The following is a 25,619-nucleotide window of genomic DNA, read 5'->3' as shown; positions in this document are numbered from 1 at the left end:
TGGATCAGAAGGTGTACTTCACCACCAACGACAACTGATCGCGATCGGTCAATTGACGGTTCTTGACCGGGTCGAGGCTGGCATCGCCGAAATAGCCCAGGTAGGTCAGGCCGATCTGCAGGTTACGGCGATAGGTCATCGTCGCACCGACGCTCAGGCGGTGGTCGCCCTCGCCCATGCCGAGGTTGCCTTGCATCGTGCGGCCCTTGAGCTGGCGCGAGTAACTGATCGGCACGCCCAATTCCCAGTTCTCGATGATGCCCGGATAGGTCAGGCTCAGGGTCGAAGAAAAGGCGATGCCGTAGCTGCCGAAGGTCAGATTGTCCGAGGCGGGTGTGGGGATCACGCCGAAGCTCACGTCGCCGGTCGCGCCCGGCACGCGGCGCGCCTCGGGGTTGCGCACGTCGGTGTAGGCAAGCTCGGCGAGGAAGTTGCCCTGTGGCGCCAGGAAAGTGCGGCCGAGGTTGATGAAGGTGTTGAGGTTGGTCTGGAGCACGTCGGCCCTGGTCGCAGTAGGAATCGCGCTACCGGCCATGCGTGCATTGACCAGCGCCGGTGCGTCCTTGCGGTACGAAATCTCACCGCCCAGCGTCGCCACGCCGAAGCTGGTGCTGAAAGTTGCCCCCAGCATCTTGATGTCTTCGAAGTAGCGGTGACTGAAGCTCGGGCTGGCCCCCAGGTAGTTGACGTCGACCATCGGAGCACGGTCGTGATAGTTCAGATAGATCAGGCCGATCTCTGTCTCGTCAGTGACGCGGTACTTAGCGCCCACCCCCACTGACCGCCGTTCGGCGCCGATTCCCTGCCTTTCAGCACGGTACATCCAGCCGCGCCGATCATGCACACGGCACCCGGCCCGACGATGTCGGAAGTACTCATGAACGAGCCCGGCGCGTTGACGATGGTCTTGTGCCATCCGTACTGGTAGTGGCCCATCAGCGACAGTCGGTCGTTGACTTCATACAGGACCGAGACCTGGTCTTCCGGCAGCAGTTGGTCCTTGACCTCGGTGCCGGGGATGCCGGCCTTGGTACCGTCGGCAGGGCCTTGCGCACCGGAAATACCGGGGATGAACAGCGTTTCGCCCCATGACACCACATGCTTGCCCGCACGGACGGTGGCACGGCCTTCACTGCCGATTCTGAAGTCGGTGTAGGCATAGGCGTCCAGCAGGCGGCTGTAGCCGCCGTGGTAGCGCTTGGTATCGGAAGAGAAGCGGTCTGCCGCTCCGCTGCGTTTGTTCGGGAAAGTCGCATTCGAGTTGTCGTTGCCCGAATGATAGACATCGTCATAGAAGGTACTGGCCGACAGCACCAAGCCGGAGTTGCCCTTCCGCAGCTTGGCGTCGAGCAGCAGGCTGGCGCGGTTCGAGGTCAGCGCGCCCTTGTCGAAGTTGTTGTTGCCGTCGTTGCCGTTGGCATTGGTGGCATTGGACGACAGCAGGCGGTCGGGCGACGACAGCCGGGTCGACAAGGTGTAGGTGGCCGTCACGCGCGATTCGAGCACCATGCCGTTGTCGAACTCGATGTCCTCGAAGGCCAGCGCCGGCGCGGCCATCCCCATGCCGATCAGCGCCAGTGCGATCGGCTTCATTTTTTCGTGCAGTTTCATGCTGCGTGCTCCCTGAAAGTCGATGCGGTCACTGGCCCAGGGCGCGCAGGGCGGCCGGGGTGTACATGTCGGGGGTGAGGTCGCCCTTGTTGAGGATGAAGGCCTTGTCGCGTTCCTGGATCAGGTTGAAGCCGATGTAGGCGCCCGAATTCAGGTCGTGGTAGAACGAGGTGCCGGCCTGCCAGGCGTTGAGGTCGAAGGCGTAGTAGTGGCCGATGAAGGCGTGCTGCCACAGTTGGCCGCGGGTGTCGTAGTAATCACCCACCGAGGCCTGCCAGTTGTCCTCGTCGATGTACATCACGCGCTTGCCGAAGGCGTGGCGGTAGCCGTCCTTCAGCGTGCCTTCCAGCACCCAGACGCGGCGCAGCTCGTAGCGGATCAGGTCGGGGTTGGCATGCCCTTTCTGCAGCAGGTCGGCGTACTTCACGTCCTTGCCGTGCAGGCGGTAGGTGTTGGCGGGGATGTAGAGTTCCTTCTTGCCGTGCAGCTTCCATTCATAGCGGCTGGGGTCGCCGTTCATCAGGCGATCCTGGTCGATGGTCATCTTGCCCGACGAGCCGGCCATCGGCGAATCGAAGCCGTAGGTCGGCAGCTGGCGCACGCGGCGGGTACCCGGGTCGTACTGCCAGGCCAGGCGCTTGGCCCTGGCGAAGTTTACCGGCTCCTGCGACGCAGTGAAGCTGCCGCGGTCGCGCTCGGGCAGCAAGGCACCGGTCAAGGAATAGGCCATCAGCCCTTCCATCGGCTTGCCGATCTGGTCCGGGCTGGTGACGACGTTGAGGTTCTTGTTCACCTGGCGGCCCCAGGTGATGCTGCCGTTGGAAGACACGTCGGCCACGTCCCGGACGACCTCTTCGGTGTAGGCGCGGTAGGGCATGTTCATGTTGGCCAGCACTTCCATCGGCTCGGTCGGGATCGGGAAGCCGATCGCGCCCTTCCAGCCGGAGAAGCCCAGGCCGCCGTCGATCAGTTCCGCTTCGAGGGCATTCTTCTTCGCCACTTCGCAGATCACGTCCGGGTAGCGGAAGTCGCGCCGCGACTCATAGACCTGGATGCGGAAGGTGTCCGGGAAGCGCTTGAACATCGCCTTCTGGCCTTCGCTCAGCTTGTCGGCGTACTGGTCGACGTTGGCCGCGGTGATCGCGAACAAGGGCTTGTCGTCGGGGTACACGTCGACCGGGTGCTTGCCGGAATGGAGTTCGTAATCGACGTGCGGCGGCTTGCCCAGCCATTTGCCCGAGAAGGCAGGGATGCTGCCGTCCGCATTCGGGCCGGCCTCGGCACCGACGCACGTGAGCTCCTTGCCGAGCTTGGCGACTTCAGCCTCGCTCGCCTTGGCCACTGCATTCGCGGAGGCCATCGACAACGCGATCATTGTCATGACCGGCACCCAGACACGGGTTTTATTCATTTGAGTCTCCTTCCTGTTGGGCATTTGGTGTGGCCCCGATTGATCCTGCGAACCGGATGCGGAAGGCTTTGCGCCATCTCGTGCCGCTCCTGCATCCGGTTGCATTGTTTTGTTTTCGTGTCACCCGCTACATCGTCCGATGAGACTAAATCGGACGAATATCTCAGCCCTTCGGCGCAGCAATGAAGGCGCTGCGCAGTTGCGCCTTGAGCAGTTTCCCGGCCGGATTGCGCGGCAAGGCTTCGGTCACTACATGGACGACGGCCGGCACCTTGTAGGCCGCCAGATGGGCGCCGACGTGCGCCTGCAGTGCCTGCCCGTCCAGCCTGCTGCCCTCGCGCACCGACACCACGGCCGTCACCGCTTCGCCGGTGTCCTCGTCGGGCACGGCGAACACCGCCGCTTCGAGCACTTCGGGCAACTGCAGCAGGCAGGACTCGACTTCGGCCGCGGCGATCTTCTCGCCGCAGCGGTTGATGACGTCCTTGATACGGTCGACGATGAACAGGAAGCCTTCGTCGTCCAGATAGCCGACGTCGCCGGTGCGAAACCAGCCTTCCTCGGCGTCGATCGCGGCGGCGGTGGCCTCCGGGTTGCGCCAGTAGCCTTCCATCAGGGTTGCGCCGCGCAGCCAGATCTCGCCCTGCTCGCCCGGCGGCAAGGCCTGCCCGGCGGCGTCGACTACCCTCACGTCGATGACCGGCGACACCATGCCCGAGCTGCGCGGCTTGTAGGCGAACAGCCTGCCCGAGGCCGCCGCACCCGAGCCATTGGTCTCGGTCAGGCCGAAACCGATGCCCGACAGCGAATCGGGCCTGCGCCGCATCACCTCGTCGATCAGCCGCTGCGGCATCCCTGCACCTCCGAGGCCGAGGCCGGCGAGCGTGCCGGTCTGGGCCGGGTCGTCGAAACCGGGCTGGGCCAGCAGTTGCATGACCATCGATGGCGCGCCGTTGAACTGGGTGATGCGCTCGGCGCGGATGACGTCGATGGCCTGCGCCGGATCCCAACGATTCAGGAACACCAGGCGGCGGCCGTTGCGCAGCGCAGTCAGCATCTGGGCGTGCAGGCCGCTGACGTGGAACAGAGGCACCGCAGTCAGCGTCGCCGGCGGCAAGCCGCTCTTCATCAGCGCGGCCACCGCATCGGGCGATGTCATCGCCGAGATGGCGCCGATGAAATCGATGTTGAACAGCGCCTGGCACACCGCGCGCTGCGAGGACAACACGCCTTTGGCGCGGCTGGTCGCGCCCGAGGTGAACAGGATCAGGCCCGGATCGTCAGGACCGACTTGCGGCAGCGGCGTGGGCCCGGCCAGCTGCGCGATCAGCGCGCGGAAATCGTCCACGCCTGCGGCAAGGTCGGTATCGCCCACACACAGGATGCGGCAGTTGGCCACGCCGCCGATGCGGGCCAGGCGTTCGCTGTCGCAGGCCAGCACGCTCGGCTCGACGCAGGCCAGCGCGTCGTGCAGTTCCTCGCCCAGGCCGAAGCTGTTGAGCGGCGCCGGCACCGCGCCGATCATCGCGGCCGCGACGAACACCACCGCCCATTCGGGCCGGTTGCGCATCGCGATCGCCACCCGCTCGCCCGGCCTCACGCCCCAGTCGTGCAGCCGGGCGGCGACGGCGTCGGCTTCGGCGAAGAAGCGGTCGAACGACCACGTCTCCCCCTGCCAGGTGATGAAGGGCTTGTCGCCGTGCGCCCGCGCGCTGGCGATCAGCTGCGGCAGCGTGCCGAAAGCGTTGCGGTACATCCTGATCGGACGGCCGCCGGCGCTGGCCTCGATCACTTCGAATGGCGCGCCGGGCGCCGTCAGTTGGGCACGAACCTGGGCGGCAAGCTCGGAAAGCTGGAACATCGATCACTCCTTGGAATCAATTTGCAAGGCTGAAGCGGTACAGGCCGTCGTCGTCGAGCACGCGCCGGACCTGGCCCGCGTAACGCAGGCAGGACAGATGGGCGATGGTTTCGCCCAGCGCCATCATGTCCTCGACCGCACTCAACTGGCGGGGAAACAGCCTTTGCTTGGTTTCGAAAGCGGTGGCAGCGCCGGTTTCGCGCAGGTGCGAGCGCACGATACCGAACTGCTCCTCGTGGTGGGCGTGCAACTCCGCCACGCGCGGCCGCAGGCCGCGGAACACGCGTTCATGCGAAGGCAGCACCAGGGTGTCGGGCGCCAGCAGGTCGAGACGGTCGAGCGAGTCCAGCCACAGTTTGAGCGGGTTGGCCTCGGGTTCGATGTCGGACACCAGCACGTTCGAGGTGATGCGCGGCAGCAACTGGTCGCCGGCGATCAGCAGGCGGTTGGCTTCGCAGTACAGGCAGGCATGCTCGGGCGAGTGGCCCTCGCCGATCACCACCCGCCAGTCGCGTCCGCCGATGTTCAGCACCTGGCCTTCGCGCAGGCGGCTGAAGGACGCAGGCTGCGGCGGCATGAAGGGATCGCGGCGCAGCTTGGCGAACATCTCCTCGATGCGCTCGCGTCCCATGCCCGCGCGCAGGTAGAAGCGCAGCATGGGTTCGGGCAGCGGCTCCGGCGGCGGGCCGGCGAGCGTGCGCATGGTGAAGTATTCGCCATGGGTCATGTACAGCGGCACATCGAAGCGCTCGGTCAGCCAGGCCGACAGCCCGGCATGGTCGTAGTGGAAATGCGTGCAGATCAGGCCTTTCAGCGGCAGGCCGCCGAAGTGCCGCTCGGCCACTTCTTCCCACAGCTCGCGCGTCCGTGCGATGTTCAGCCCGGTATCGACGGCGAACCAGCCGTCGCTGTCGCGCAGCAGATAGACGTTGATGTGGTCGAGCTGCATCGGCATCGGCATCCGCGCCCAGAACACGCCGGGGGCCACGGCGACCAGCTCGCCGTCGGGACGGGGCGGTGCGAACGGGTATTCGATCCGGCCGCCTGCCTCTGGCCCGGCCTCTGCGGTCGCTGTCGTCATGTCGTCTCCATCCTTGTTCGGGCTTTTTTACGCGTCCCACCTTAGGCGCGCGCCCCGCGGGCGGACACGTCCAAAAGGACGATGCCCGCAAGGACCGCGCTCACCGCCGGCACCATCGTCCAAACAGGGGATGCGGGGCCCGATCCGGCCCGACAGAATCGGCCACGCTGACTGCCGGCCCGTGCGGCTGCAGGATCACCACGGCACGACAACGAGGATAAGAGGAGCAAGGACTCGCATGGCCACAACCAAAGACTATCGCATCGGCGAATTCACCTTCCCGCGCGGCTGGTTCATGATCGCCGACGCGGAAGAGCTGAACACCCACAAGCCGCTCGCCGTCCGTTTCTTCGGCAAGGACTTCGCGCTCTACCGCGGCCGCGCCACCGGCAAGGTCGTGCTGCTGGACGCCTACTGTCCACACATGAAGACCCACCTCGCCGCACCCAACAACACCTCCTACGTGGTCATCGACGGCGGCGGCTCGAACGTCGAGGGCGACGGCATCCGCTGCCCCTACCACGCCTGGCGCTTCGGCCCCGACGGCAAGTGCGACGACATCCCCTATCACCAGGGGCCGGTGCCGGCCAACGCCTGCGTCAAGTCGTGGACGGTGGTCGAGAGCCTGGGCGCGATCTGGGTCTGGCACGACCCCGAAGGCGGCGAGCCGGAATGGGACCCGCCCAGCCTGAAGGAATGGGACGACCCCTCGTGGGTGCGCTGGAAATTCGACCACCTGGGCATGCTGGAGCAGCATCCGCAGGAAGTGATCGACAACATCTGCGACTACGGCCACCTGAGCCCGATCCACGGCTCGACCGTGCAGAAGTACGAGAACGAATTCAAGGCCCACCACGCCATCCAGCGCCAGTGTGGTCCGCACCGCACCCTGGTCGGCGCCGACGGTGTCAGCCCGATCCTGCACACCGTCACCGTCTACCACGGCCCCGGCGTGCTGATCTCGCACCTGACCGGCCTGTACGACGCCGTGCTGATGATCACCCACACCCCGGTCGAGGACGGTTCGCTGAAGGTCTGGCACGCGCTGCTGGTGAAGTCGCCGAACGGCAACGACGTCGTCACCCAGCCGGATGCCATCGCCGCGCGCCAGTTCCAGGAAGCCAGCCGCCTGGCCTTCGCGCAGGACTTCGAGGTGTGGACGAACAAGGGCCCCTGCCTGAACGGCCTGTTCATCCCCAGCGACGGCCCCTTCATGAAGGCGCGCATCTGGTACAAGCAGTTCTACAACCCCCGCGCCAGGAAGCAGGAATTCCTGGAGCAGTGCGAAGGCCTCTACGTGCCCAAGGGCGCGGTGCCTTATACGGAAGAACAGCCTGCCTGAGGGCGGGCACGGCGTTTCGGTTTCCCTCTCCCCCTCTCCCGCTCATTGGCGGATCGGGCCTGCCGCGCTGCGCAGGCCCGTTTTTTTTGATGACTCCCGACCCGGTACTTCGAAGGGCTGCACTCAAGCCCTGTACGCCAAACCAGGGCCTGGATCGGCAGGACTATTTCCCGGTTGGAATTGCCGCCTCGGAAAACTCCTCGAGTGCCCGAAGCACTTCACGGATCGCCACATCGTGCGGCTCCAGGTGCCGGTGGACGATGCCCATGTGCCGGACCAGCGAAGGGCTAAGGGCGCGCAGCTGCATTTTTGCGTGCAACGCGGCATCGTCCGAGCGCTCCAACGGCAATATCGCCGCGCCATAGCCGGCGGCCACCAGCCCTTTGATCGCCACGGGGAAACCCAATTCCACGCGCACACGCGGCTGGAATCCGGCCTTGCCGAACCATGCAGCCGTCAAGCGATGCATCTGGGTACCGTTCTTGATGGAAATCAGCGCTCGCTGCGCCAGCCACTCCGGTGTGACCAACTCTGGCGCGTCCCAGTCCAACGGTAGAAAAGCGACCATCGGATCGCTGCGCCAGGTGCTCACCTCCACCTGCCGTTCCGTTTTCTGCGGAAGCGCGACGATGCCAATGTCCAGAATACCTGCATCCAATGCATGCATCGTCTCGCGCGAGCCAAGAACGTCCAGCTCCAGCTCTATCCCGGGCTTGCGTCGCGCCAGAGTTTCGAGGACATCGGGAAGAAAATTGGCGATCACGCCAGCCGATGCACCCAGCCGTACCTTGCCTTCGGCGCCGGCGGCGAATCTGCGTACCTTGTCGACATCATCCTCCACTTGTTTGAGCAAGCGTCGGCCGCTCGACACCAATTGCGAACCCGCCGGGGTCAGACGTGTTTGATGCCGTCCCCGATGCACGAGCGTCACGCCGAGACGGGACTCCAATTCGCTGACATGCAGGCTGACCGTGGGCGCCGACAGATGGAGTGCCTGCGCTGCGGCTGCCAGGGTACCCAGATCTGCAATGGCTATCAGCGTCTGCAACTGATCCAAGTTGAGATTTCGCATCAGAATTTCTGAAGTTGAAGTGCAGAGAATGCAACTTTACAGATATCTAGGCATGACACACCATTGAATCGCCCCCAGCTACCTGCAGGGGCAGCCTCCTGGCATATGGAAGGGTCATGCATGAAATCGACTGCCGGCGGTGGAGCCCCTATTGCGCAGCAGAGTGATCGCCGAACCCGCATCATCGGCATTGCCTGCGGCATCACGATCATCTTTCTGTTCTCCGGGTTCACTCTCGTTTCGCGATTGGGTTTTGCGACGTCGCTGCAATTGATCGACATTGCTGCGCTGCGCTTCCTGATCGGAGGACTCCTGCTGCTGCCCGTGCTGCTGCGCCATGGTTTTTCGGGAATCCGGGCGCGCGATGCAGCAGCCCTGGCATTCTTTGGCGGACTGGGCTTCGCCCTATGCGCCTACACCGGGTTCATGCTCGCACCCGCTTCGCACGGGGCCGTGCTCCTGCACGGCACGATTCCGCTCTTTACCTTCTTGCTCGCCTGGTCAATGTCGTCGGCGAAGGCCAGCGGCCGTCGCATGATTGGTTTGTTCGCAATTCTCCTGGGCATTGCGGCCATGGCGTGGGACAGCGTTTCGGCGAGCACGCAGCGGCAGTTGCTCGGCGATGGAGCCCTTCTGCTGGCTTCGGTTTGCTGGTCTGCCTATGGAGTGCTCGCGCGCAGACAAGGCCTGGCGCCCGCGCATACAGCATCCATCGTCGCCGTGCTTTCGATGTGCTGCTTCCTTCCAATCTATTTGATGTTGCCGGGCAAATCGATTTTCCTGGCAAGCTGGCAGGAGGTGCTGCTGCAGGCAGTCTTCCAGGGCGTGCTGATCGGTGCAGTGTCGATCTTCGTCTATTCGCGTGCCGTCGCGTCTCTGGGGGCTGTCGATACCGCGCTTTTCACCGCGGCCGTACCTTGCGTCACCACGATCGCCGCATTCTTCATGCTTGGGGAGGTTCCGAGCCCCCTGGCGCTTTGCGGAGTATTGATCGTCACGGCCGGCATGGCCATTTCAATGAAGTCCCAATGAATCCTGGCCTTGGCAGGCTTCCTGGCAATGCGGCGATAAGCACACGGCTTTTTTCGGGAGAACTGGCCAACTCGTATCGACAGCCTCATGCCTTCGCGTCTGCCGACCTCGCCAGCGCTTCATCGGCAGGCGCTGGCAGTCCCCCACACCCCCTTCAGGGACGGCGGTGGGTGACGCGGGTGAGCATGCACACCGAGCGCACCGGATCGACCTTTTCCGCCAACGCCGCAGGCAACCGCGCCCACACCAGGACTTCGCCGAAAGCGCCTGCCACCGCCTCGACCGAGGTGAACCAGGCTTCGACGATCACGTCGTATTCATAGCCGGGCGGGCGCACACCTGCCACCGTGTTCCACACCACACGCGCGGCAGCGGCCCACGGCGAACCGGGCAGGATCTCGAATGCGCTCGCGGACATCGCCTCGCCGCGCAGGAGCAACACCATGCACACTTCGGTTTCATCGCCATCGACCAACACGGTTTCGCACGCGGTCAGGGCGAAGTCGCGCACGTAGGTCGAAAACACCCGCGGCTCGTCGGGCCGCATGATGCGCAGCGTTTCCTCGTCGCTCCAGATGTCGTCGGCAGCCTGGCGGTCGCGCAGCGTCAGCAGGTTGACGCCGTCGTAGGCCGTGCTGGCGCCACACGGCACGTCGGCGCGTTCGAGCACGCGCGAACACTGGCGCACGCCCAGCACCTTGTCCCGGACGTTGCGGCACTGGCGGCCGAGCGCGGAATGCTCGCGCCAGGCCTGCGGAAAATCCTCGGGCGCAAGCGCGGGGTTGCGCTTCGCCAGATAGATCATCTTCCAATGCGCAGACCCATCACTTGCTCATCCGCCAGCCCCGGCAAAGGCTGCGGGGTGGGCAGCGGCCTCGGCGTATTCGCGCTCCATGCGCGCCACCAGTTCGGCCACGCTCGGCACGTCGCGGATGCTGCCGATGCCCTGCCCGGCCGACCAGACGTCCTTCCAGGCCTTGGGCTTGCCGTCGAGGCCGGCGAACAGATCGTCCTTGCCGCCGTTCTGCCGCCCTTCGAGCGTGTCGGGATCGACTCCCGCGGCACGCACGCTGTTCTTCAGGTAGTTGGCCCAGATGCCGCTGAACACCGGCGTATAGACGATGTCGGCCGCACTGTCGGCGACGATCATGTCCTTGTGGCCGGCATCGGCAGCAGCCTCGCGGGCGGCGAGGAAGCGTGTGCCCATGTAGCCGAGGTCGGCACCCATGACTTCGGCCGCGCGCAGGGCACGGCCGCTGGACAGCGCACCGGCGAGCGCCACCGGGCCATCCCAGAACTCGCGCACTTCGGCCAGCAGCGCAAACGGCGACAGGGTGCCGCCATGCCCGCCGGCGCCGGCGCACACCAGGATCAAGCCGTCGACACCGCTCAACACCGCCTTGCGCGCATGCTCGGCGCTAATCACGTCGTGCAGCACGATGCCACCGTAGCCGTGCACCCTCTCGACCACTTCGTCGGGACGGCCGACCGACGTGATGACGAAGGGCACGCGATGCGCCACCACATGCTCGAGATCGGCATCCCGCCGGGGGTTGGACTTGTGCAGGATCAGGTTGGCGCCGAAAGGCGCGGCGAGACGCTCCGGATGAGCCGTATTCCACTCGTCCAACTCACGGCGGATATGCAGCAGCCATTCTTCCAGCAGTTCGGGCGTGCGCGCGTTGAGCGTCGGGAAGCTGCCGGCGATGCCGGCCTTGCACTGCGCCAGCACCAGCTCCACGCCGCTGGCGAGGAACATCGGCGAACCGATCAGCGGCAGGGCGAGTCGGCCGTCGAATATCCGGGGGATGGGCATGGGATGTCTCCGGGGTCAGCCGCGCGGCATGCCGAGGCCGCGCTCGGCGATGATGTTGAGCTGGATCTCGTTGGTGCCGGCGTAGATGGTGTCGGCGCGCGAGAAGAAGAACACCTGCTGCAGCCGGCGCAACGCATCGCTGCCGGCATCGTCTGCCGCACGCACGTCGCCGGCAGCGCCGATCACGTCCATCGCCAGTTGGCCGAGTTCGCGGTGCCAGTTCGACCAGGCGTATTTGTAGATCAGCGCCTCGGCGCGCACCGCGGTCGCACCGCCGTCCTCTTCGAGCATGCGCAGGCCGTTGTCGCGCAGGCCCTGCAGGCCGATCCAGGCAGCGGCGATGCGCTGGCGCAGCGCCGGATCGCGCGCCGCACCATTGGCACGGGCGACCTCGATCAGCAGTTGCAGCTCGTGGCTGAAGTGCATCTGCTGGCCCAGCGTGGACACGCCGCGCTCGAAGCCGAGCAGCGCCATCGCCACTTTCCAGCCTTCGCCCGGCTGGCCGACGATGCAGTCGGCCGCGGTCACCGCGCCATCGAAGAACACCGAATTGAACTCGGCCTCGCCGGTCATCTGCCGGATCGGATGGATCTCGATGCCCGGCTGCCGCAGCGGCACGAGCAGGAAGCTCAGGCCCTCGCGCCCGACCGAGCCGGGCGTGCTGCGCGCGACGACGAAGATCCAGTCGGACTCGTGCGCCAGCGAGGTCCATACCTTCTGCCCCTGCAAGCGCCAGTTGCCGTCCTCGTCCTGCCAGCAGCGGGTGGTGATCGCGGCCAGATCCGAGCCGGCGCCCGGCTCCGAATAACCTTGCGCCCAGTATTCACGGCCTTCGCGGATGCCGGGCAGGAAGCGGCGCTGCAGTTCCGGCGTACCGAGCGCGATCAGCGTCGGCGCCAGCAAGGTCTCGCCGATGTGGCCGATGCGGCCCGGCCCGCCGGCGCGCACGTACTCCTCGTGGAAAACCATCTGCAGCGACAGCGGCAGTTCGCGGCCGCCATGCTCCTGCGGCCAGCCGAGGCCGACCCAGCCGCCGCCGGCCAGCTCCTGTTCCCATTCCTTGCGCAGCGCCGGCCAGGCTTCCTCGTCGCCCGGCCCGCCGCGATGCTTCAGGCAGGCGAAACGGCCGCTCAGGTGTGCGGCCAGCCAGTCGGCGACTTCCTTGCGAAACCTCGATTCGTCCATGTCGATCTTCCTTCCCGTCCGGCTCAGGCGGCATCGAGCAGTTGCACCGCCAGGGCTTCGCGCCACTGCTCGACCGGGCCGAGCCACTGGCTCGCCCACTGCGCACGCTTGAAGTGCATCTGCGGGTCGTATTCCCAGGTGAAGCCGACGCCGCCGTGAAGCTGGATCGCCTCCTGTGCGCAGAAGCGGTAGGCCTCGGTCGCCAGCACCCGCGCGGCGGCGGCTTCGGCCTGCAACGCGGCATCGCTGCCCTCTCCCGCGGCCAGCCGCGCCGCCGTGGCGCGCACCACCGAGCGCGCCGTCTCGATGCGCACCATCATCTCCGCGCAGCGGTGCTTGATCGCCTGGAAACTCGCCACCGCGCGGCCGAACTGGACCCGCTCGGCGGTGTAGGCCGTGGTCAGCGCCAGGCATCGCGCCGCGCCGCCCACCTGCTCCGCCGCCAGCTGCAGCATCGCGGCCACCTGCGCGCGCGCCAGCCCGGCGGCGGCCCTGCCCGGCACGTCGAGGCGCGCAGCCGCTTCAAGGCGCACTCCGGCGAACTGCCAGCGTGCCTGCGGCCGGGTCGAGATCCCACACTTCCAGCGGCGTGCGCCGCAGACCGGCGGCATCGGCAGCCACTTCGAACAAAGCCACGCCATCGCCGCCATCCTCATCTTCGATGCGTGCAGCCACATAGGCGACGTCGACGCTGCCGTCGTCCAGCACCTGGGCGGCTTCTCCATCCAGCCGCCAACCATTGCCGCCGTCGCGCTGCGCCCGCAGCGTCAGCGTCGCGGCGCGCGCATCCAGCCCCGGGCCGAGAATCAGCGTGGCGCTGCGCGCACCTTCGGCCAGGGCCGGCAGGCAACGCCGGCGGCTATCCTCGCCGGCGGCATGCAGCAGCGCGGTCTGCGCCAGCACCACGGTGGCAAAGAAGGGCGAGCGCGCCAGGCTGCGGCCCATTTCTTCCATCAACAGGCTCAGCTCCACCGCGCCCAGGCCCAGGCCACCGAGCTCTTCGGGCACCTGCACCGCCGTCCAGCCCAGCTCGACGATGCGCTGCCACAAGCCGGCATCGCCGTCCCGCGCCTTGCGCGCATTGCCATGCTCGGCGAGGAAATCCGCTGCCATCTGCTGCAGCGCGCGCTGTTCCTCGTTCAGCGCCAGGCTGTTCACCGGCAGACCTCGAACAGGCCTGCCGCGCCCATGCCGCCGCCGATGCACATCGACACCACGACGTAGCGCTCGCCGCGCCGGCGGGCTTCGAGCAGGGCATGGCCGACCATGCGCGCGCCCGACATGCCGAAGGGGTGGCCGATGGCGATCGCACCGCCATTGACGTTCAGCCTGTCGTTGGGAATGCCGAGCGTGTCGCGGCTGTACAGCACCTGGCAGGCGAAGGCTTCGTTGATCTCCCACAGGCCGATGTCGCCCACTGTCAGGCCGAAGCGTTCGAGCAGGCGGGGAATCGCGAACACCGGGCCGATGCCCATCTCGTCCGGCGCGCAGCCGGCCAGCGCAATGCCGCGATACACGCCGAGCGGCGCGATGCCGCGGCGTTCGGCCTCGTCGCGGCTCATCAGCAGCGCCGCCGCAGCGCCGTCGGACAGCTGCGAGGCATTGCCCGCAGTGACGAATTCGCCCTGCTGCACCCACTGCCCGCCCTTGACCACCGGCTTCAACCCGGCGAGGTCTTCCAGCGTGGTCGAAGCGCGGTTGCACTCGTCGCGATTGGCGACCACGTCCTCGTGGCCGGCGGGATTGCCTTCCTTGTCGAACAGCAGCTTTCTCGCCGCCAGCGGCACGATCTCGTCGTCGAACAGCCCGGCGGCCTGCGCGGCGGCGGTGCGCTGCTGGCTTTGCAGCGAGAACGCATCCTGCGCCTCGCGCGAGATGCCGTAGCGGCGCGAGACGATCTCGGCCGTCTCCAGCATCGGGATGTAGGCCGCCGGCACCACCGCCTTCACCGCTTCGGACTGGGCGCGATAGGTGTTCTTGTGCTTGGTCTGGGTCAGCGACAGCGACTCGACGCCGCCGGCCACCGCGATCTTCATCTCGCCGGCGAGGATGCTCTTGGCGGCGACGCCGATGCTCATCAGCCCGGATGCGCACATGCGGTCGAGCGCCATGCCGGGCACGGTGTCCGGCAGTCCGCCGGTGTAGGCGCACAGCCGGCCGATGTTGTAGGCCTGGGTGCCCTGCTGCACCGCGGCGCCCATGATCACGTCCTCGACCGCCGCCGGCTCGATGCCGGCGCGCTCGACGACGGCGCGTACCACGTGGCCGCCCAGCACCGGCGCCTCGGTGTCGTTGAAGGAACCGCGGAAGGATTTGGTCAGCGCGGTGCGCGCGGTGGAAACGATGACGGCTTCGGTCATGGCCTTGTTTTCTCCGGGAAAATCAGTCGATGAAGGTGTAGCGGCTGATGGTGTCGACCACGCAGCCCGGGCGTTCGCCGCCCTCGATCTCGATGGTGACGCGCACGGTCGATTGCACCGCGTCCTTGATGCGCTCGACCTTCAGGATCTCGCCGCGGCCGCGGATGCGGCTGCCGACCCGCACCGGCGCCGGAAAGCGCACGCGGTCGCAGCCGACGTTGACGCCCATCTTCAGCCTGTCGGCACGGATCAGTTGCGGCAGGAACAGGTTGGCGAGCGCCAGCGTCAGGTAGCCGTGGGCGACGCAGGCGCCGAAAGGGCCGTCCTTGGCGCGCTCGGCATCGACGTGGATCCACTGGTGGTCATCGGTGGCGTCGGCGAAGCGGTCGATCCGCTCCTGCTCGATCTGGACCCAATCGGTGACTCCCAGATCCCTGCCCTCGGCGGCGATCAGTTCCTCGGCGCTGGAAAAAACCATGGTTATCCCCGCATCTCTCAAGCGTGCTGCGAGCTGACCGACAGCACTTCGCCGGTCATGTAGGAGGCGTAGTCGCTGGCGAGGAAGACCATCACGTTGGCCACTTCCCACACTTCCGCAGCGCGACCGAAAGCCTCGCGGCTGGCAAGCCGGGCCAGCAGTTCCTCGCTCGACGCCTTCTTGAGGAATTCATGCAGCGCGATCGACGGCGACACCGCGTTGATGCGTACGCCATGTTCGGCGGCCTCGACCGCCGCACAGCGGGTCAGCGCCATCACGCCGGCCTTGGCCGCGGCGTAGTGAGCCTGGCCCTTCTGCGCACGCCAGCCGAGCACCGAGGCGTTGTTGACGATGGCGCCGCGGCCGCGCCTTTCCATGTGCGGCAGCATCGCCCGCGTCATGCGGAAAGTGCCGGTCAGGGTGATGTCCAGCACCCGGCTCCACTCCTCGTCCGTCATCTCGGTGACGCGCTTCTCGCCGCCCAGGCCGGCGTTGTTGATCAGCACGTCGACCCCGCCCAGCTTGTCCTCTGCGGCCGCGATCAAGGCCTGCACCTCGTCCTCGCTGGCGACGTTGCAGAGCTGGCCCCAGACGTCCTGCAGGCCGGTCTCGGCCTTCAGCTTCGCCACCGCTTCTTCCAGGCGGCGCGGGTGGATGTCGGAAATCATCAGCGCGCGGCAGCCCTCTTCGGCGCACTTGCGCGCCGCCGCAAAGCCGATGCCGGCCCCGGCGGCGGCGGTGATCAGGACGGACTTGCCGGCAAGCAACTGGTGGCCGGGTACGTAGGCAGGCGCTTCTTTCACGGCGTGAACCTCGATCAGTGGATACGCCGTCATTTATAGGGAGGCCGCGAGGGGGCGGCATCGTCAAAACGGACGGTGGCCCGCCATAGGCACATACAATTCGGTCTTTGAGCGCAGCTTCCTGAGAGTCAAACCCTGCTGGAGATACTCTTGGCCAGGTGCGAACGGGTGCGTATTTGTCCGCCCGAAGTATTTCTAGAGGAGCTCGATTCATGACAGCCATGACCATACGCCTGCCCGACGACAAATATCGGCGGCTCAAGGCGCTCGCCCAGGCAAGAGGCATGAGCATCAACCGTCTGGTGGATGAAATGGCCACTCTCATGCTGGCTGAATTCGACGCCGAGACGCGCTTCGCCACGCGTGCGGCACGTGGCCGAGGGCGCGAAGCCGAAGGCCTGGCCTTGCTGGCCAAGGCAGCCAAGCAGTAAGGCTGCGCGCATAGATGTCGGAAATCATCGGCGTAGGCAGCCTTCCTCGGCGCACTTGCGCCCTGCGGAAAAGCCGATATCGGCCCCGGCGGCTGCGGTGATCAGAACGGACTTGCCCCCAAGCAACTGGTGGCCGGATACACAGGCAAACTCCTCCTTCACGACGTGAATGTCGATCTGTGGATACGCTGTCGCTTATAAGCTTGCTGTGAGACGGCATCATCAAAACGGACGGCACTCAGCAGGGTGCGGCCACCGCCCGGCTTTGCTCCTCCAATTAGAGCCGCACTTCAGAAATCAACCATGCAGTGCTTGCCACCTTCCGTGTGCTCCTTTTACATCGGTCGCGCACTTGACTTGTGATACAACTCAACATTTACTGGATAATTTTCGCATATCCCATACCCTAAGACGCTCGCCTCATCACCAAACTTCACAGCCTTGGCGGCCATCTGGGCAAATCAGTCAAGCACAGTCGTGTATGGGGGTGGAAGAGCATATGGAACTGCCCGCGACGCCGAAGAAGGCATGGAGGCGGGAGGAAAGTACAACACAGGAACCTTGATGCTGGACTATGCAGATGCTGCGTGGCGTCACTGGGACGACGGGCTGTTCTTGCTGGCGGATAGCCGATTGGCCAATGCGGACCATCTCTTTGGCCTGGCGGCCGAGTGCGCCCTCAAGGCAGTGATGCTGCCTTTGGGCATGAAACTCAAACCCAGTGGAGTGCCAGAGGACAAGCGTCACGGCCACATTGACCGGCTGTGGGACGAGTTTGGTGCCTTCGTCTCCAGTCGTGGCGGTGCTCGGTATGGTGCGCTGTTACTAACGTTCCCGTAAGTAGTGTCATGTGAGCGATAATATGCCCCATGAAATGCAAACGACCTTCCGACGGCCGTGCCCTCGATCATCACACCTTGCAGGTGATGCGGCAGCAGGCTGTCAAAGCAGTGCGTGAGGGGCAGACAGTGCAAAGCGTCGCGGCGGCGTATGGCGTGAATGAGCGCAGCGTTTTCCGGTGGCTCGCCGACTTTGCCAATGGCGGGCAGAACGCATTGCTGGCCAAGCCGATTCCGGGGCGCCCCAGCAAACTCAGCGCCGAGGAGTTGTCGTGGATCGCCAATGCCGTTCGTGACCATAACCCGCAGCAGTTCAAGTTCGAGTTCGGCTTGTGGACGCTGTCGCTGATCCGTCACCTGATCAAGCGCCAGTTCAAGAAGGAGTTGTCGGTCTCCTCGGTCCACCGTCTCATGAAGATCCTGGGCTTCAGCGCCCAGAAGCCGCTCTACCAGGCGTGGCAGCAAGACCCGGTGCTGGTGCGCACGTGGGAGACGGAGACCTACCCCACGATCCGCGCCGAAGCCAAGCGGGTCGGCGCAACGATCTACTTTGGCGACGAGTCGGGTATCCGCTCGGATTACCACACCGGCACGACCTGGGCGCCGCAGGGCCAGACGCCGGTGGTGCAGGCGACGGGCCGGCGCTTCTCGCTGAACATGATCTCGGCGGTTAGCACGCAGGGCGAGTTTCGATTCATGTTGCATGAAGGCTCGGTTGGCGCGAAGGTGTTCGTCGAGTTCCTCAAGCGCTTGATGGTCAATGCCGAGAAGCCGGTGTTTCTGATCGTCGATGGTCATCCGATCCACAAGGCAAAGATGGTCAAGAGCTACGTCGAGGGCTTGGACGGCAAGCTCAAACTCTTCTACCTGCCGCCGTACTCGCCGCATCTGAACCCCGATGAAACGGTCTGGGCTCATGTGAAGCGCAAGGTTTCGCGCCAGTTGGTCGAGAGTGCCGAGGAGATGAAGCGACTCGCACTCGGTGCATTGCGCAGCATCCAGAAGCTCCCTGAACTCGTGAAGTCATTTTTCAGGCAGCCAGAGTGCCGCTATATCCTGGAATGACTCTACTTATTGAAAAGTTAGTAAACGCACACCAGAATCCGTTCGCCGGTAGCTGGAAAGTGGACCAACGCTACGATTCACGATCAGGTTTCACCCTTACAGCAGTGGCCTCGCATCAGCAAGGCGCTCAAACAGCTAAGCGCTGCCTGGATGCTGCGGTACTGGATGGAGTCATTGCATGACAAACACTGGGAACATTTTATTTCAGCAAGCCCTCGAGACAGCGCTGGGAATCACTGAAGCACTCGGCACATCTCTCGGCGACGAAATCGTCTTAGTGCGTGACCTGCGAGGACGCATACGCCCAGTTTTGCCGACGAAACAGATGGGGTCGGTACTAGAGAAGTACCGCTCCGATCTAGCGACACAATTGGGTGCCTACGCATTTGATAAGGGACGCTCAGTTCTTTTCAAGGACGAACTGACCGAGCCCGATGTCGTCCTTAGCGAGCGCCGGCTACTGAAGGAAACCAATGGCCTGAGCATCTATCTGCTGGATCGACAGATCATCGGTCAGGACTGGATGCGTGATACCTTGCAGCGTACAACGACAAACCCTCGGGTTACCTTTTTCGGTCTCAAGGGTGGCGTTGGCCGCTCCACCGCATTGGTCAACTGGGCATGGCACCTAGCGGAGCAAGGCAAGAAGGTCTTGGTATTCGACTTGGATCTGGAATCGCCCGGTGTCAGTAGTTCGCTCCTGCCGTCCACGTATCTGCCGGACTACGGTGTCGTCGACTGGTTTGTCGAGGATGGCGTAGGGCAGGCACAAATAGTGGAATACGAGTTGCTGGCCCGCAGCCCACTCGCACAAGGGCTGGACGGCGAAATTTCGGTGATCCCCGCCTACGGCACCAAGACGGGGGACTATCTCCCAAAGCTGGCCCGCTGCTATGCTGAATTCAGCGGCGACCAGCCGGAGTCATGGGCTGAGCGCCTGCAGAAGTTCGTGGAACGCATGGAACAGCAGTACACACCGGACGTAGTAATTCTGGACAGCCGTGCAGGATTACATGACATTGCCGCAGTACTGGCCACCCGAATGGAGGCCACTACCATGCTGTTTGCCATTGACACACCACAGACGTGGAAAGGGTATGAACTACTCTTCAAGCACTGGCGCAGCCACCCACAGCTGACTACATTCCGAACCAACTTACAGATCATTGCCGGCATGGTTCCAGACACCGGAAGAGACAACTATTTGCAGGGGTTCAAGGAGCACGCATGGGATGTGTTTCGCGACAATCTTTACGATATGACGGGACCGGACGATCTGGATACTTTCTCCTTCGATCTGGATGATGAATCCGCCCCCCATGCACCAGTGCCGATCTTCTGGCATCGCGCGCTAATGGAGTTCGACCCGGCGCAAGGCGGTATCGACCGCAAGACGGCTGAGGAGGCACTCTCCCTCTTCTTCGAGCAGGTTGATCGCCTGCTGGATACAACGAACCAAGACTAAGCGGCTATGAGCGATTTTATTTTTCCCCATGATCTCCGTGAAGGTTTGATCGCGGCCCTGCCTGAAGATACGGCACAACACGACGAAGCACCGGCTGCCCGTCATCTCTATCTACCTGCATCCCACGCCAAAGCCTTGCATCCCAACACGACCCTGATCCAGGGAATGCGTGGATCGGGAAAGAGCTTCTGGTTTGCAGCATTACAATCACGCGAACTACGAGGACTCCTCGGCGCAGATACGGGCCTAAGCCCGGATACAGAGGTCACAGTTGGTTTTGGGCAACGGTCGCTTGGGGGCTTGTTTCCCAGCAAGAACGTACTCACGTCCTTACTCAAGGAAGGTTTTGAAGCCCAGCACATCTGGTTAGCTGTAGTGTTCAAGCAGGTCATGGGCAATCAGGCGCCCGCAGCATTTGCCGCATTAGAGAGCTGGAAGCCTCGGATCCAATGGATGATCGACAACCCGGAAACCGTGGATGAATGCTGGTATCAAGCTGATACCAAACTTGACGGAGCTAAGCAGTATCACATCGTATTGTTCGATGCGCTAGACCGAACTGCGGACGACTGGCCAACGATGAACCGACTTGTGCGCGGACTGCTACAGGTAGTGCTGGATACACGCGCATTCCGGCGTATTCGTCTGAAGGTTTTCGCTCGGCCGGACCAGCTTGAGGACCCCGTCGTAGCCAATTTTCCTGATGCCTCCAAGGTACTCAATCAGAAGATCATCCTCGAATGGCCACGTCGCGAACTTTACGGGCTCCTTTGGCAGTATCTAGCCAATGAACAAAGGTACGGTGAGCAGTTTCGAATTGCCGTCCAAAAAATTCTCCCTGCGATCCATTGGAAGCAAGAGGATGGGATATGGCTGGTGCCTGAAGGACTCCGGCGTAATGAAGACTCACAGAAGGCGGTCTTCCATGCAATTACAGGTCCATGGATGGGTAAGGATAAACGAAGAGGATTCCCCTACTCATGGCTCCCCAGCCATCTCGGCGACGCGCGTGGTGAAGTTAGTCCTCGCAGTTTTCTTGCAGCCCTGCGGCATGCAGCACAAGACGAGCCGCGAACAAACCAAGAATTCGCCCTTCATTACGAAAGCATCAAACGGGGCGTCCAAGAAGCCTCCAAGATTCGGGTGAGAGAGCTGGAGGAGGATTACCCCTGGATTAGAGCATTATTCGAGCCCTTGGCCGGTATCACTGTACCGTGTCATTTCGATGAGATTTCTCGCACGTGGCGGGAGCATAGGGTGGTAGCAGATCTCGAACGGAAGATTGAGGATCAAGCTGTCCGCCTTCCTCCCAACCACATTGCGGAAGGTAACGACGGTGTCCTTCAGGACCTGCTTGAGCTTGGCTTGGTAGAACGCTTGAAAGACGAGCGACTCAATATGCCTGATGTGTACCGTGTGGGCTACGGTATGGGGCGCAGAGGCGGAGTACGCCCTGTCGTATCTTGATCAACGGCATGGAATGCCCTCGCTATTTTCAGCACTGGATGTGGCTACCGGCAAGGCGATTGCGTAACGGTTGTCAGCTCACCCGCGCCGGGTGGAAGGCACACGGCGCACCGAGGATGCCGCGCCAGCTCGGCGGCTCGCGTCCGCCCTCGTCGGTGATGCCGTAGCGCTGCGCGAGCTCGGCCACGATCTGCGTGCGCCCGGATAGTGCTGCGAGCTCCGGATCGCGCCACAGCGCATGGATCACACGGCCGACGAAAGCCGGGCTTTCGCTGCGTGCCATGAAGTCGCCGTAGGCATCGCCGCGCAGGCGGGCGGCGATCTCGGTGCGTTCGGTGCGTTGCACCCCCAGCCACAGCGAGACTGCCGCCACGCCAGTGGCTTCGAAATCCACCGCCATGTCGGCCGCCATCTTGTCGCAGCCGGCCTTCTGCGCACCGTAGGCCGGGCCGTGCATGTAGCAGCCGGCGCCGTACGAGGACGTGAACGCAAGCAGCCCCCGCCCCGCCTTCAGCAGCAGCGGTGCCGCATGCCAGGCGGCGACGTAGTTCGAGCGCAAGCCGACCCCGAACATGTCGGCCTGGGCGAGCGGCTTGGTCCAGAACGGGCCGGGTTCGATCAGGCTGTCGTCGATGCTGAGCGCGTTGTTGACCAGGATGTCGAGCCGGCCGTGCGCGTGCGCGATGCGCTCGAACAGCGCCTTGACCTGAGCGTCGTCGGCATGGTCGCACTGCACCGCAATGCCCCGTCCCCCTGCAGCGGTGACCGCAGCGGCGGCGGCGTGGATGGTGCCGTGCAAGGGCGTGTCACCGATGTGGGATGCGCCCTCGGTGATGCTGCGCCCGGTCACGTAGACCGTCATGCCGGCCGCGCCGAGCGCTTCGGCCACGCCCCGGCCCACGCCGCGGCTGGCGCCGGTGACGACCGCGACGCCCTGTGAAACGGATGTACTCATCGGTTCTCCATCGGCGTCGGGTGCGGGCATGCAGGCGCCGGTGCGCACCCGTCAGCGCCCGGCGACCTGCCCGCCATCCACGCTGTAGAGCTGGCCGCTGATCCACTCACCCTGCGTGCTGCAGAGATAGACCACCATGCTGCCGATTTCCGCAGGGGCGCCCGCGCGTTTCAAGGGCACATAGGCGTTGATGATCGCGTCCCACTGCTCGGGCGAGATATCGTCCAGGCGGGACGTGGAGACGATGCCGGGACAGATCGCATTGACGCGAATGCCGTATCGCCCCACCTCGCCCGCCATCGCCGCGGTCAGGGCATGCAGCCCCGCCTTGCTGGCGGCGTACGCGGCCGTGTTGGGGGCCATCAGCTTGCCGCCCACGGACGAGATGTTGATGATGGCGCCGCCCTCGCCCTGCTCGATCAGCTTGCGGCCGAACACCTGGCTCATGTAGAAGCTGCCGTTCAGGTTGACGTCGATGACATTGCGCCAGGCCGCGGGATCGACCTCGACCACCGGGACCCGGTCCCCCGCCCGCGCGGCCCCTGCGTTATTGATGACGAAATCCACCCGGCCGAACGCGCCTGCCACCGTGTCGGCCAGCGCCTTGACGGCATCCGGATCGGCGACGTTGCAGACCACCGGCAGCGCGCGTCGGCCCAGGGCGCGGATTTCCTCCGCGACGGAGTCGATGTCGCGCCAGCCAGCCTGTTTCTCGTCCGTCGGGAAGGAGTCCGGCGAGCGGCCGCTGCCGGTGATGACGACGTCGCAGCCCGCCTTGGCGAGCTCGACGGCAATCGAACGGCCGATGCTGCGCATCCGCCCCGCGCCGGTGACGACGGCGACCTTGCCTTCCAGGCCTGTGAGTGCGTAAATCATGTGTGATGTCCTCGTCGATCAGCCCAGCCGCGGCGGCCGGCGGTCTGCCCACGGTGCGGCCTGCTCCAGTTGCGCGGCGAGCGCGATCAGCCGCGCCTCGCCGCCGTAGGGCGCGGCGAACTGCACGCCGATCGGTAAACCGTCGGCACTCCAGTGCAAGGGCACCGACATCGCCGGCAGGCCGCTGATGTTGAACATCGAGGTGAAGGGCGAAGCCAGGATCGCATGCTGCACGAAGCTCTCGAACGGCTGGTCGAGCGACAGGTCGCCAAGCTTGGGCGGCAGCGCCGCGGTGGTCGGCGACAGGATCAGGTCGTAGCGCGAGAACACTTCGTCGAGCACGCGGCCGGCCTGGTCGAAGGCCGCGCGCGCGCCGAGCACCTGTTCGGCGGTGTAGGTCCTGGCCTTTTCCATGCTGCGCCAGTCGAGCGGTTCGAACTCGTCCTCGCGTGCCGCGCGGCCCAGCGCCTTCTCGCGCGCACGCACGCTGTGCAGCATGCCGCTGGCGGTGACGATGCCCATGCCGCCGGCCATTTCCAGGAAAGGCAGCGCGGCCAGCGACAGCGGCTCGACATGGTGGCCGAGGCCGGCGCACAGCGTCGCCGCCCTGTTGGCCGCTTCCAGGCATTCGGCATGCACGCCGGCGCCGAACAGGTTGTCCACGAACAGGCCGATGCGCAAGCCGCGCGGCGTCTGCGCCAGCGCCGCCAGCAGGTCCGAGGTCGGCGGCGCGGTGCGCGTGCCGGCTTCCGGCCCCTGGCTGAGCTGCATCAGCAGCGCGGTGTCGCGCACGCTGCGGCTGATGACGTTGTGCGCCGACAGCCCCAGCCAGCCTTCCAGCGCGCGCGGCCCCATCGGGATCAGGCCGCGGCTGGGCTTGAGGCCGAACAGGCCGCAGTGCGAAGCCGGGATGCGGATCGAGCCGCCGCCGTCGCTGGCATGGGCCGCAGGCAGCACGCCGGCGGCGATCGCCGCCGCCGAACCGCCCGAGGAGCCGCCGGTGCTGTGTTCCAGATTCCAGGGATTGCGCGTCTTGCCGAACAGGCGGGATTCGGTGGTCGCGGTCTGGCCGAACTCCGGGCTGGTGAGCTTGGCGAAGATGTTCAGCCCGGCCGCCCGGTAGCGCTGCACCAGGGTGGAATCGTGATCGGCCACCGCGTCCTTGAAGAAGGCGCAGCCGCTGGTGGTGACCGTGCCTTCGAGCGCGACGCCGAGATCCTTCAGCGCGAAGGGCACGCCGGACAGCGCCGGGCGCGCCTCGCGCTCGGCCTTGCCGGCACCGTCCAGCGCCTGCGCCTGGGCGCGGGCGAGTTCGAAATGCGGCACGGCAACGGCATTGATGACCGAACGCGCCTCGACGCGGGCAAGCGCGGCTTCCAGCACTTCGCCCGGCCGCAGGTCGCCGCGCCGGATCAGGCGCGCGATCTCGGTGGCGTCCCAGCTTTCGTATTCCGGCAGCGGCAAGGCCGCCGCATTCGTGGCATTCGCAGCCGCCGCCGAACCGGCGAGGCCCAGGCCGCCTGCGGCAACGCCGCCCAGCACCGCGCCGGCTTTCAGAAAGTCACGGCGCCCCTGCGCCACCGCCTGTTCCGTCATCTTCAAGTCCCCCAGACCTTTTGCGCAGGCACGGCCTGCTTCATCAGTTCATCGACCATCGCGCCCGCCTCGGCCGGCGTCAGGCGCGCGCCCTTGTCCTGCTGCGGGCCGGTGCGCCAGCCGTCGCAGACCGAGATGCGGCCGCCCTGGCTCTCGAACACCTGGCCGCTGACGTGCGACGACGCTTCGCTGCCCAGCCACACCAGCAGCGGCGCGACGTTCTCCGCCGCCCAGGCGTCAAAGCCGCTTTCAGGCGCCTTGACCACGTCCGGCATCGCGCTCTCGGTCATCGCCGTGCGCGCCGCCGGCGCCAGCGCGTTGGCGGTGACGCCGTAGCGGCCGAGTTCGGCGGCCTGCACCAGGGTCAGCGCGGCGATGCCGCCTTTCGCCGCGGCGTAGTTCGACTGCCCGACCGAACCCTGCAGGCCGGCGCCGGAGCTGGTGTTGATGATACGCGCGGCGATTCGCTTGCCGGCCTTGGCCTGGTCGCGCCAGCGCTTGCCGAGGATGCTGGCGAGGCAGAAATGGCCTTTCAGATGCACCCGCATCACCTGGTCCCAGTCGTCCTCGGACAGGCTGATGAACATGCGGTCGCGCAGGATGCCGGCGTTGTTCACCACCACATGCACTTCGCCGAACGCGGCCAGCGCGGCATCGACGATGCGCTGCGCGCCATCCATGCGGGTGATGTCGTCGGCGTTGGCCAGCGCCTTGCCGCCGGCCGCGGCGATTTCCGCCACCACGGCGTCGGCGGCTTCCTGGCGGATGTCGTTGACCACCACGCCGGCGCCTTCGGCGGCGAAGGCCAGCGCGTAGGCGCGGCCCAGGCCGCCGCCGGCGCCGGTGATGATGACGGTGCGTCCTTCACACATT

The 25,619-nt window shown here is 65.1% G+C and carries 23 protein-coding genes and 1 pseudogene; 7 read left to right on the top strand and 17 right to left on the bottom strand.

All coding sequences use genetic code 11. The features are described from left to right. Positions 1–4: 4 nt before the first annotated feature. The 4 genes and pseudogenes from AAFL97_RS04370 to AAFL97_RS04355 all read right to left on the bottom strand — a co-directional run bounded on the left by AAFL97_RS04370 (position 5) and on the right by AAFL97_RS04355 (position 5,964). Positions 5–1,557, bottom strand: a pseudogene (locus AAFL97_RS04370) (DUF1302 domain-containing protein). 82 nt (positions 1,558–1,639) lie between these two features. Continuing rightward, positions 1,640–3,022 (bottom strand): DUF1329 domain-containing protein, encoded by a 1,383-nt coding sequence (locus AAFL97_RS04365; protein WP_341643889.1) that lies wholly within the window; start codon positions 3,020–3,022, stop codon positions 1,640–1,642. A 163-nt stretch (positions 3,023–3,185) separates the two neighbouring features. Continuing rightward, positions 3,186–4,883, bottom strand: a complete 1,698-nt coding sequence (locus tag AAFL97_RS04360; protein ID WP_341643888.1) for a class I adenylate-forming enzyme family protein — start codon at positions 4,881–4,883, stop codon at positions 3,186–3,188. A 16-nt stretch (positions 4,884–4,899) separates the two neighbouring features. Further along, positions 4,900–5,964, bottom strand: a complete 1,065-nt coding sequence (locus tag AAFL97_RS04355; protein WP_341643887.1) for an MBL fold metallo-hydrolase — start codon at positions 5,962–5,964, stop codon at positions 4,900–4,902. A gap of 238 nt (positions 5,965–6,202) precedes the next feature. Here AAFL97_RS04355 and AAFL97_RS04350 point away from each other — a divergent pair, with 238 nt between their 5' ends. After that, entirely contained in the window at positions 6,203–7,306 is a 1,104-nt protein-coding gene (locus tag AAFL97_RS04350) for a Rieske 2Fe-2S domain-containing protein (protein WP_341643886.1), read from the top strand. Between the two features lie 163 nt (positions 7,307–7,469). On the opposite strand, the gene AAFL97_RS04345 is transcribed toward AAFL97_RS04350, so the two are convergent. Next, entirely contained in the window at positions 7,470–8,378 is a 909-nt protein-coding gene (locus AAFL97_RS04345) for a LysR family transcriptional regulator (protein ID WP_341643885.1), read from the bottom strand. A 120-nt stretch (positions 8,379–8,498) separates the two neighbouring features. Between AAFL97_RS04345 and AAFL97_RS04340 the strand changes: the two genes are divergently transcribed. Beyond that, positions 8,499–9,410, top strand: a complete 912-nt coding sequence (locus AAFL97_RS04340) for a DMT family transporter (RefSeq protein ID WP_341643884.1) — start codon at positions 8,499–8,501, stop codon at positions 9,408–9,410. 154 nt (positions 9,411–9,564) lie between these two features. Here the strand turns inward: AAFL97_RS04340 and AAFL97_RS04335 are convergent, their stop codons facing one another. From AAFL97_RS04335 to AAFL97_RS04300, 8 genes are read right to left on the bottom strand one after another with little or no spacing between them, the layout of a single operon-like run. Continuing rightward, on the bottom strand, positions 9,565–10,215 hold the full coding sequence (locus AAFL97_RS04335; RefSeq protein WP_341643883.1) for an EthD domain-containing protein: 651 nt from the start codon (positions 10,213–10,215) through the stop codon (positions 9,565–9,567). A 27-nt stretch (positions 10,216–10,242) separates the two neighbouring features. Continuing rightward, positions 10,243–11,226: an NAD(P)H-dependent flavin oxidoreductase gene (locus AAFL97_RS04330; RefSeq protein WP_341643882.1), complete on the bottom strand. Its 984-nt coding sequence runs from the start codon at positions 11,224–11,226 to the stop codon at positions 10,243–10,245. Positions 11,227–11,241: 15 nt separating this feature from the next. Beyond that, positions 11,242–12,411 (bottom strand): acyl-CoA dehydrogenase family protein, encoded by a 1,170-nt coding sequence (locus tag AAFL97_RS04325; RefSeq protein ID WP_341643881.1) that lies wholly within the window; start codon positions 12,409–12,411, stop codon positions 11,242–11,244. A 23-nt stretch (positions 12,412–12,434) separates the two neighbouring features. Further along, positions 12,435–12,944, bottom strand: a complete 510-nt coding sequence (locus tag AAFL97_RS04320) for an acyl-CoA dehydrogenase family protein (protein ID WP_341643880.1) — start codon at positions 12,942–12,944, stop codon at positions 12,435–12,437. After that, positions 12,934–13,569 carry an acyl-CoA dehydrogenase family protein gene (locus AAFL97_RS04315; RefSeq protein WP_341643879.1) on the bottom strand — a complete coding sequence of 212 codons (636 nt, stop codon included), beginning with the start codon at positions 13,567–13,569 and terminating at the stop codon, positions 12,934–12,936. The genes AAFL97_RS04320 and AAFL97_RS04315 overlap by 11 nt, the downstream gene beginning before the upstream one ends. Further along, a complete protein-coding gene (locus AAFL97_RS04310; protein WP_341643878.1) occupies positions 13,566–14,771 on the bottom strand; it encodes an acetyl-CoA C-acyltransferase in 1,206 nt (401 codons plus the stop codon). Before AAFL97_RS04310 ends, AAFL97_RS04315 begins: the two co-directional genes overlap by 4 nt. A 22-nt stretch (positions 14,772–14,793) precedes the next feature. Next, entirely contained in the window at positions 14,794–15,249 is a 456-nt protein-coding gene (locus tag AAFL97_RS04305; protein WP_341643877.1) for a MaoC family dehydratase, read from the bottom strand. Positions 15,250–15,266: 17 nt separating this feature from the next. Continuing rightward, positions 15,267–16,052: an SDR family oxidoreductase gene (locus tag AAFL97_RS04300; protein ID WP_341643876.1), complete on the bottom strand. Its 786-nt coding sequence runs from the start codon at positions 16,050–16,052 to the stop codon at positions 15,267–15,269. Positions 16,053–16,264: 212 nt separating this feature from the next. Here AAFL97_RS04300 and AAFL97_RS04295 point away from each other — a divergent pair, with 212 nt between their 5' ends. The 5 genes from AAFL97_RS04295 to AAFL97_RS04275 all read left to right on the top strand — a co-directional run bounded on the left by AAFL97_RS04295 (position 16,265) and on the right by AAFL97_RS04275 (position 21,319). Beyond that, positions 16,265–16,483 carry a toxin-antitoxin system HicB family antitoxin gene (locus AAFL97_RS04295; RefSeq protein WP_341643875.1) on the top strand — a complete coding sequence of 73 codons (219 nt, stop codon included), beginning with the start codon at positions 16,265–16,267 and terminating at the stop codon, positions 16,481–16,483. A gap of 564 nt (positions 16,484–17,047) precedes the next feature. Continuing rightward, a complete protein-coding gene (locus tag AAFL97_RS04290) occupies positions 17,048–17,323 on the top strand; it encodes a hypothetical protein (protein ID WP_341643874.1) in 276 nt (91 codons plus the stop codon). 29 nt (positions 17,324–17,352) lie between these two features. After that, positions 17,353–18,387 (top strand): IS630 family transposase, encoded by a 1,035-nt coding sequence (locus tag AAFL97_RS04285; protein ID WP_048705947.1) that lies wholly within the window; start codon positions 17,353–17,355, stop codon positions 18,385–18,387. A 178-nt stretch (positions 18,388–18,565) separates the two neighbouring features. Next, positions 18,566–19,852, top strand: a complete 1,287-nt coding sequence (locus AAFL97_RS04280; RefSeq protein WP_341643873.1) for a ParA family protein — start codon at positions 18,566–18,568, stop codon at positions 19,850–19,852. Positions 19,853–19,858: 6 nt separating this feature from the next. Then, positions 19,859–21,319 (top strand): hypothetical protein, encoded by a 1,461-nt coding sequence (locus AAFL97_RS04275; protein ID WP_341643872.1) that lies wholly within the window; start codon positions 19,859–19,861, stop codon positions 21,317–21,319. Between the two features lie 73 nt (positions 21,320–21,392). Here AAFL97_RS04275 and AAFL97_RS04270 read toward each other — a convergent pair whose 3' ends face one another. Genes AAFL97_RS04270 through AAFL97_RS04255 form a run of 4 tightly spaced genes read right to left on the bottom strand, consistent with a single transcriptional unit; the run spans position 21,393 to position 25,618 of the window. Beyond that, positions 21,393–22,274, bottom strand: a complete 882-nt coding sequence (locus tag AAFL97_RS04270; RefSeq protein ID WP_341643871.1) for an SDR family NAD(P)-dependent oxidoreductase — start codon at positions 22,272–22,274, stop codon at positions 21,393–21,395. Between the two features lie 51 nt (positions 22,275–22,325). Then, positions 22,326–23,150 carry an SDR family NAD(P)-dependent oxidoreductase gene (locus tag AAFL97_RS04265; RefSeq protein ID WP_341643870.1) on the bottom strand — a complete coding sequence of 275 codons (825 nt, stop codon included), beginning with the start codon at positions 23,148–23,150 and terminating at the stop codon, positions 22,326–22,328. 18 nt (positions 23,151–23,168) lie between these two features. Further along, positions 23,169–24,746 (bottom strand): amidase, encoded by a 1,578-nt coding sequence (locus AAFL97_RS04260; protein WP_341643869.1) that lies wholly within the window; start codon positions 24,744–24,746, stop codon positions 23,169–23,171. A 2-nt stretch (positions 24,747–24,748) separates the two neighbouring features. Then, positions 24,749–25,618 carry an SDR family oxidoreductase gene (locus AAFL97_RS04255; RefSeq protein WP_341643868.1) on the bottom strand — a complete coding sequence of 290 codons (870 nt, stop codon included), beginning with the start codon at positions 25,616–25,618 and terminating at the stop codon, positions 24,749–24,751. Position 25,619: the final 1 nt, after the last annotated feature.

Origin of the sequence: Thauera sp. SDU_THAU2 (assembly GCF_038260575.1) — a bacterium.
Classification (GTDB): domain Bacteria; phylum Pseudomonadota; class Gammaproteobacteria; order Burkholderiales; family Rhodocyclaceae; genus Thauera.
Note: the sequence above shows the minus strand (reverse complement) of the source record. Positions and strands in the feature narration are given on the sequence as shown.

Bases quoted from the DNA above. Each gene is read 5' to 3' on its own strand.
- AAFL97_RS04365 (WP_341643889.1), bottom strand. From the start codon at position 3,022: ATGAATAAAACCCGTGTCTGGGTGCCGGTCATGACAATGATCGCGTTG.
- AAFL97_RS04360 (WP_341643888.1), bottom strand. From the start codon at position 4,883: ATGTTCCAGCTTTCCGAGCTTGCCGCCCAGGTTCGTGCCCAACTGACG.
- AAFL97_RS04355 (WP_341643887.1), bottom strand. From the start codon at position 5,964: ATGACGACAGCGACCGCAGAGGCCGGGCCAGAGGCAGGCGGCCGGATC.
- AAFL97_RS04350 (WP_341643886.1), top strand. From the start codon at position 6,203: ATGGCCACAACCAAAGACTATCGCATCGGCGAATTCACCTTCCCGCGC.
- AAFL97_RS04345 (WP_341643885.1), bottom strand. From the start codon at position 8,378: ATGCGAAATCTCAACTTGGATCAGTTGCAGACGCTGATAGCCATTGCA.
- AAFL97_RS04340 (WP_341643884.1), top strand. From the start codon at position 8,499: ATGAAATCGACTGCCGGCGGTGGAGCCCCTATTGCGCAGCAGAGTGAT.
- AAFL97_RS04335 (WP_341643883.1), bottom strand. From the start codon at position 10,215: ATGATCTATCTGGCGAAGCGCAACCCCGCGCTTGCGCCCGAGGATTTT.
- AAFL97_RS04330 (WP_341643882.1), bottom strand. From the start codon at position 11,226: ATGCCCATCCCCCGGATATTCGACGGCCGACTCGCCCTGCCGCTGATC.
- AAFL97_RS04325 (WP_341643881.1), bottom strand. From the start codon at position 12,411: ATGGACGAATCGAGGTTTCGCAAGGAAGTCGCCGACTGGCTGGCCGCA.
- AAFL97_RS04310 (WP_341643878.1), bottom strand. From the start codon at position 14,771: ATGACCGAAGCCGTCATCGTTTCCACCGCGCGCACCGCGCTGACCAAA.
- AAFL97_RS04305 (WP_341643877.1), bottom strand. From the start codon at position 15,249: ATGGTTTTTTCCAGCGCCGAGGAACTGATCGCCGCCGAGGGCAGGGAT.
- AAFL97_RS04295 (WP_341643875.1), top strand. From the start codon at position 16,265: ATGACAGCCATGACCATACGCCTGCCCGACGACAAATATCGGCGGCTC.
- AAFL97_RS04290 (WP_341643874.1), top strand. From the start codon at position 17,048: ATGCTGGACTATGCAGATGCTGCGTGGCGTCACTGGGACGACGGGCTG.
- AAFL97_RS04285 (WP_048705947.1), top strand. From the start codon at position 17,353: ATGAAATGCAAACGACCTTCCGACGGCCGTGCCCTCGATCATCACACC.
- AAFL97_RS04280 (WP_341643873.1), top strand. From the start codon at position 18,566: ATGACAAACACTGGGAACATTTTATTTCAGCAAGCCCTCGAGACAGCG.
- AAFL97_RS04275 (WP_341643872.1), top strand. From the start codon at position 19,859: ATGAGCGATTTTATTTTTCCCCATGATCTCCGTGAAGGTTTGATCGCG.
- AAFL97_RS04270 (WP_341643871.1), bottom strand. From the start codon at position 22,274: ATGAGTACATCCGTTTCACAGGGCGTCGCGGTCGTCACCGGCGCCAGC.
- AAFL97_RS04265 (WP_341643870.1), bottom strand. From the start codon at position 23,150: ATGATTTACGCACTCACAGGCCTGGAAGGCAAGGTCGCCGTCGTCACC.
- AAFL97_RS04260 (WP_341643869.1), bottom strand. From the start codon at position 24,746: ATGACGGAACAGGCGGTGGCGCAGGGGCGCCGTGACTTTCTGAAAGCC.
- AAFL97_RS04255 (WP_341643868.1), bottom strand. From the start codon at position 25,618: ATGTGTGAAGGACGCACCGTCATCATCACCGGCGCCGGCGGCGGCCTG.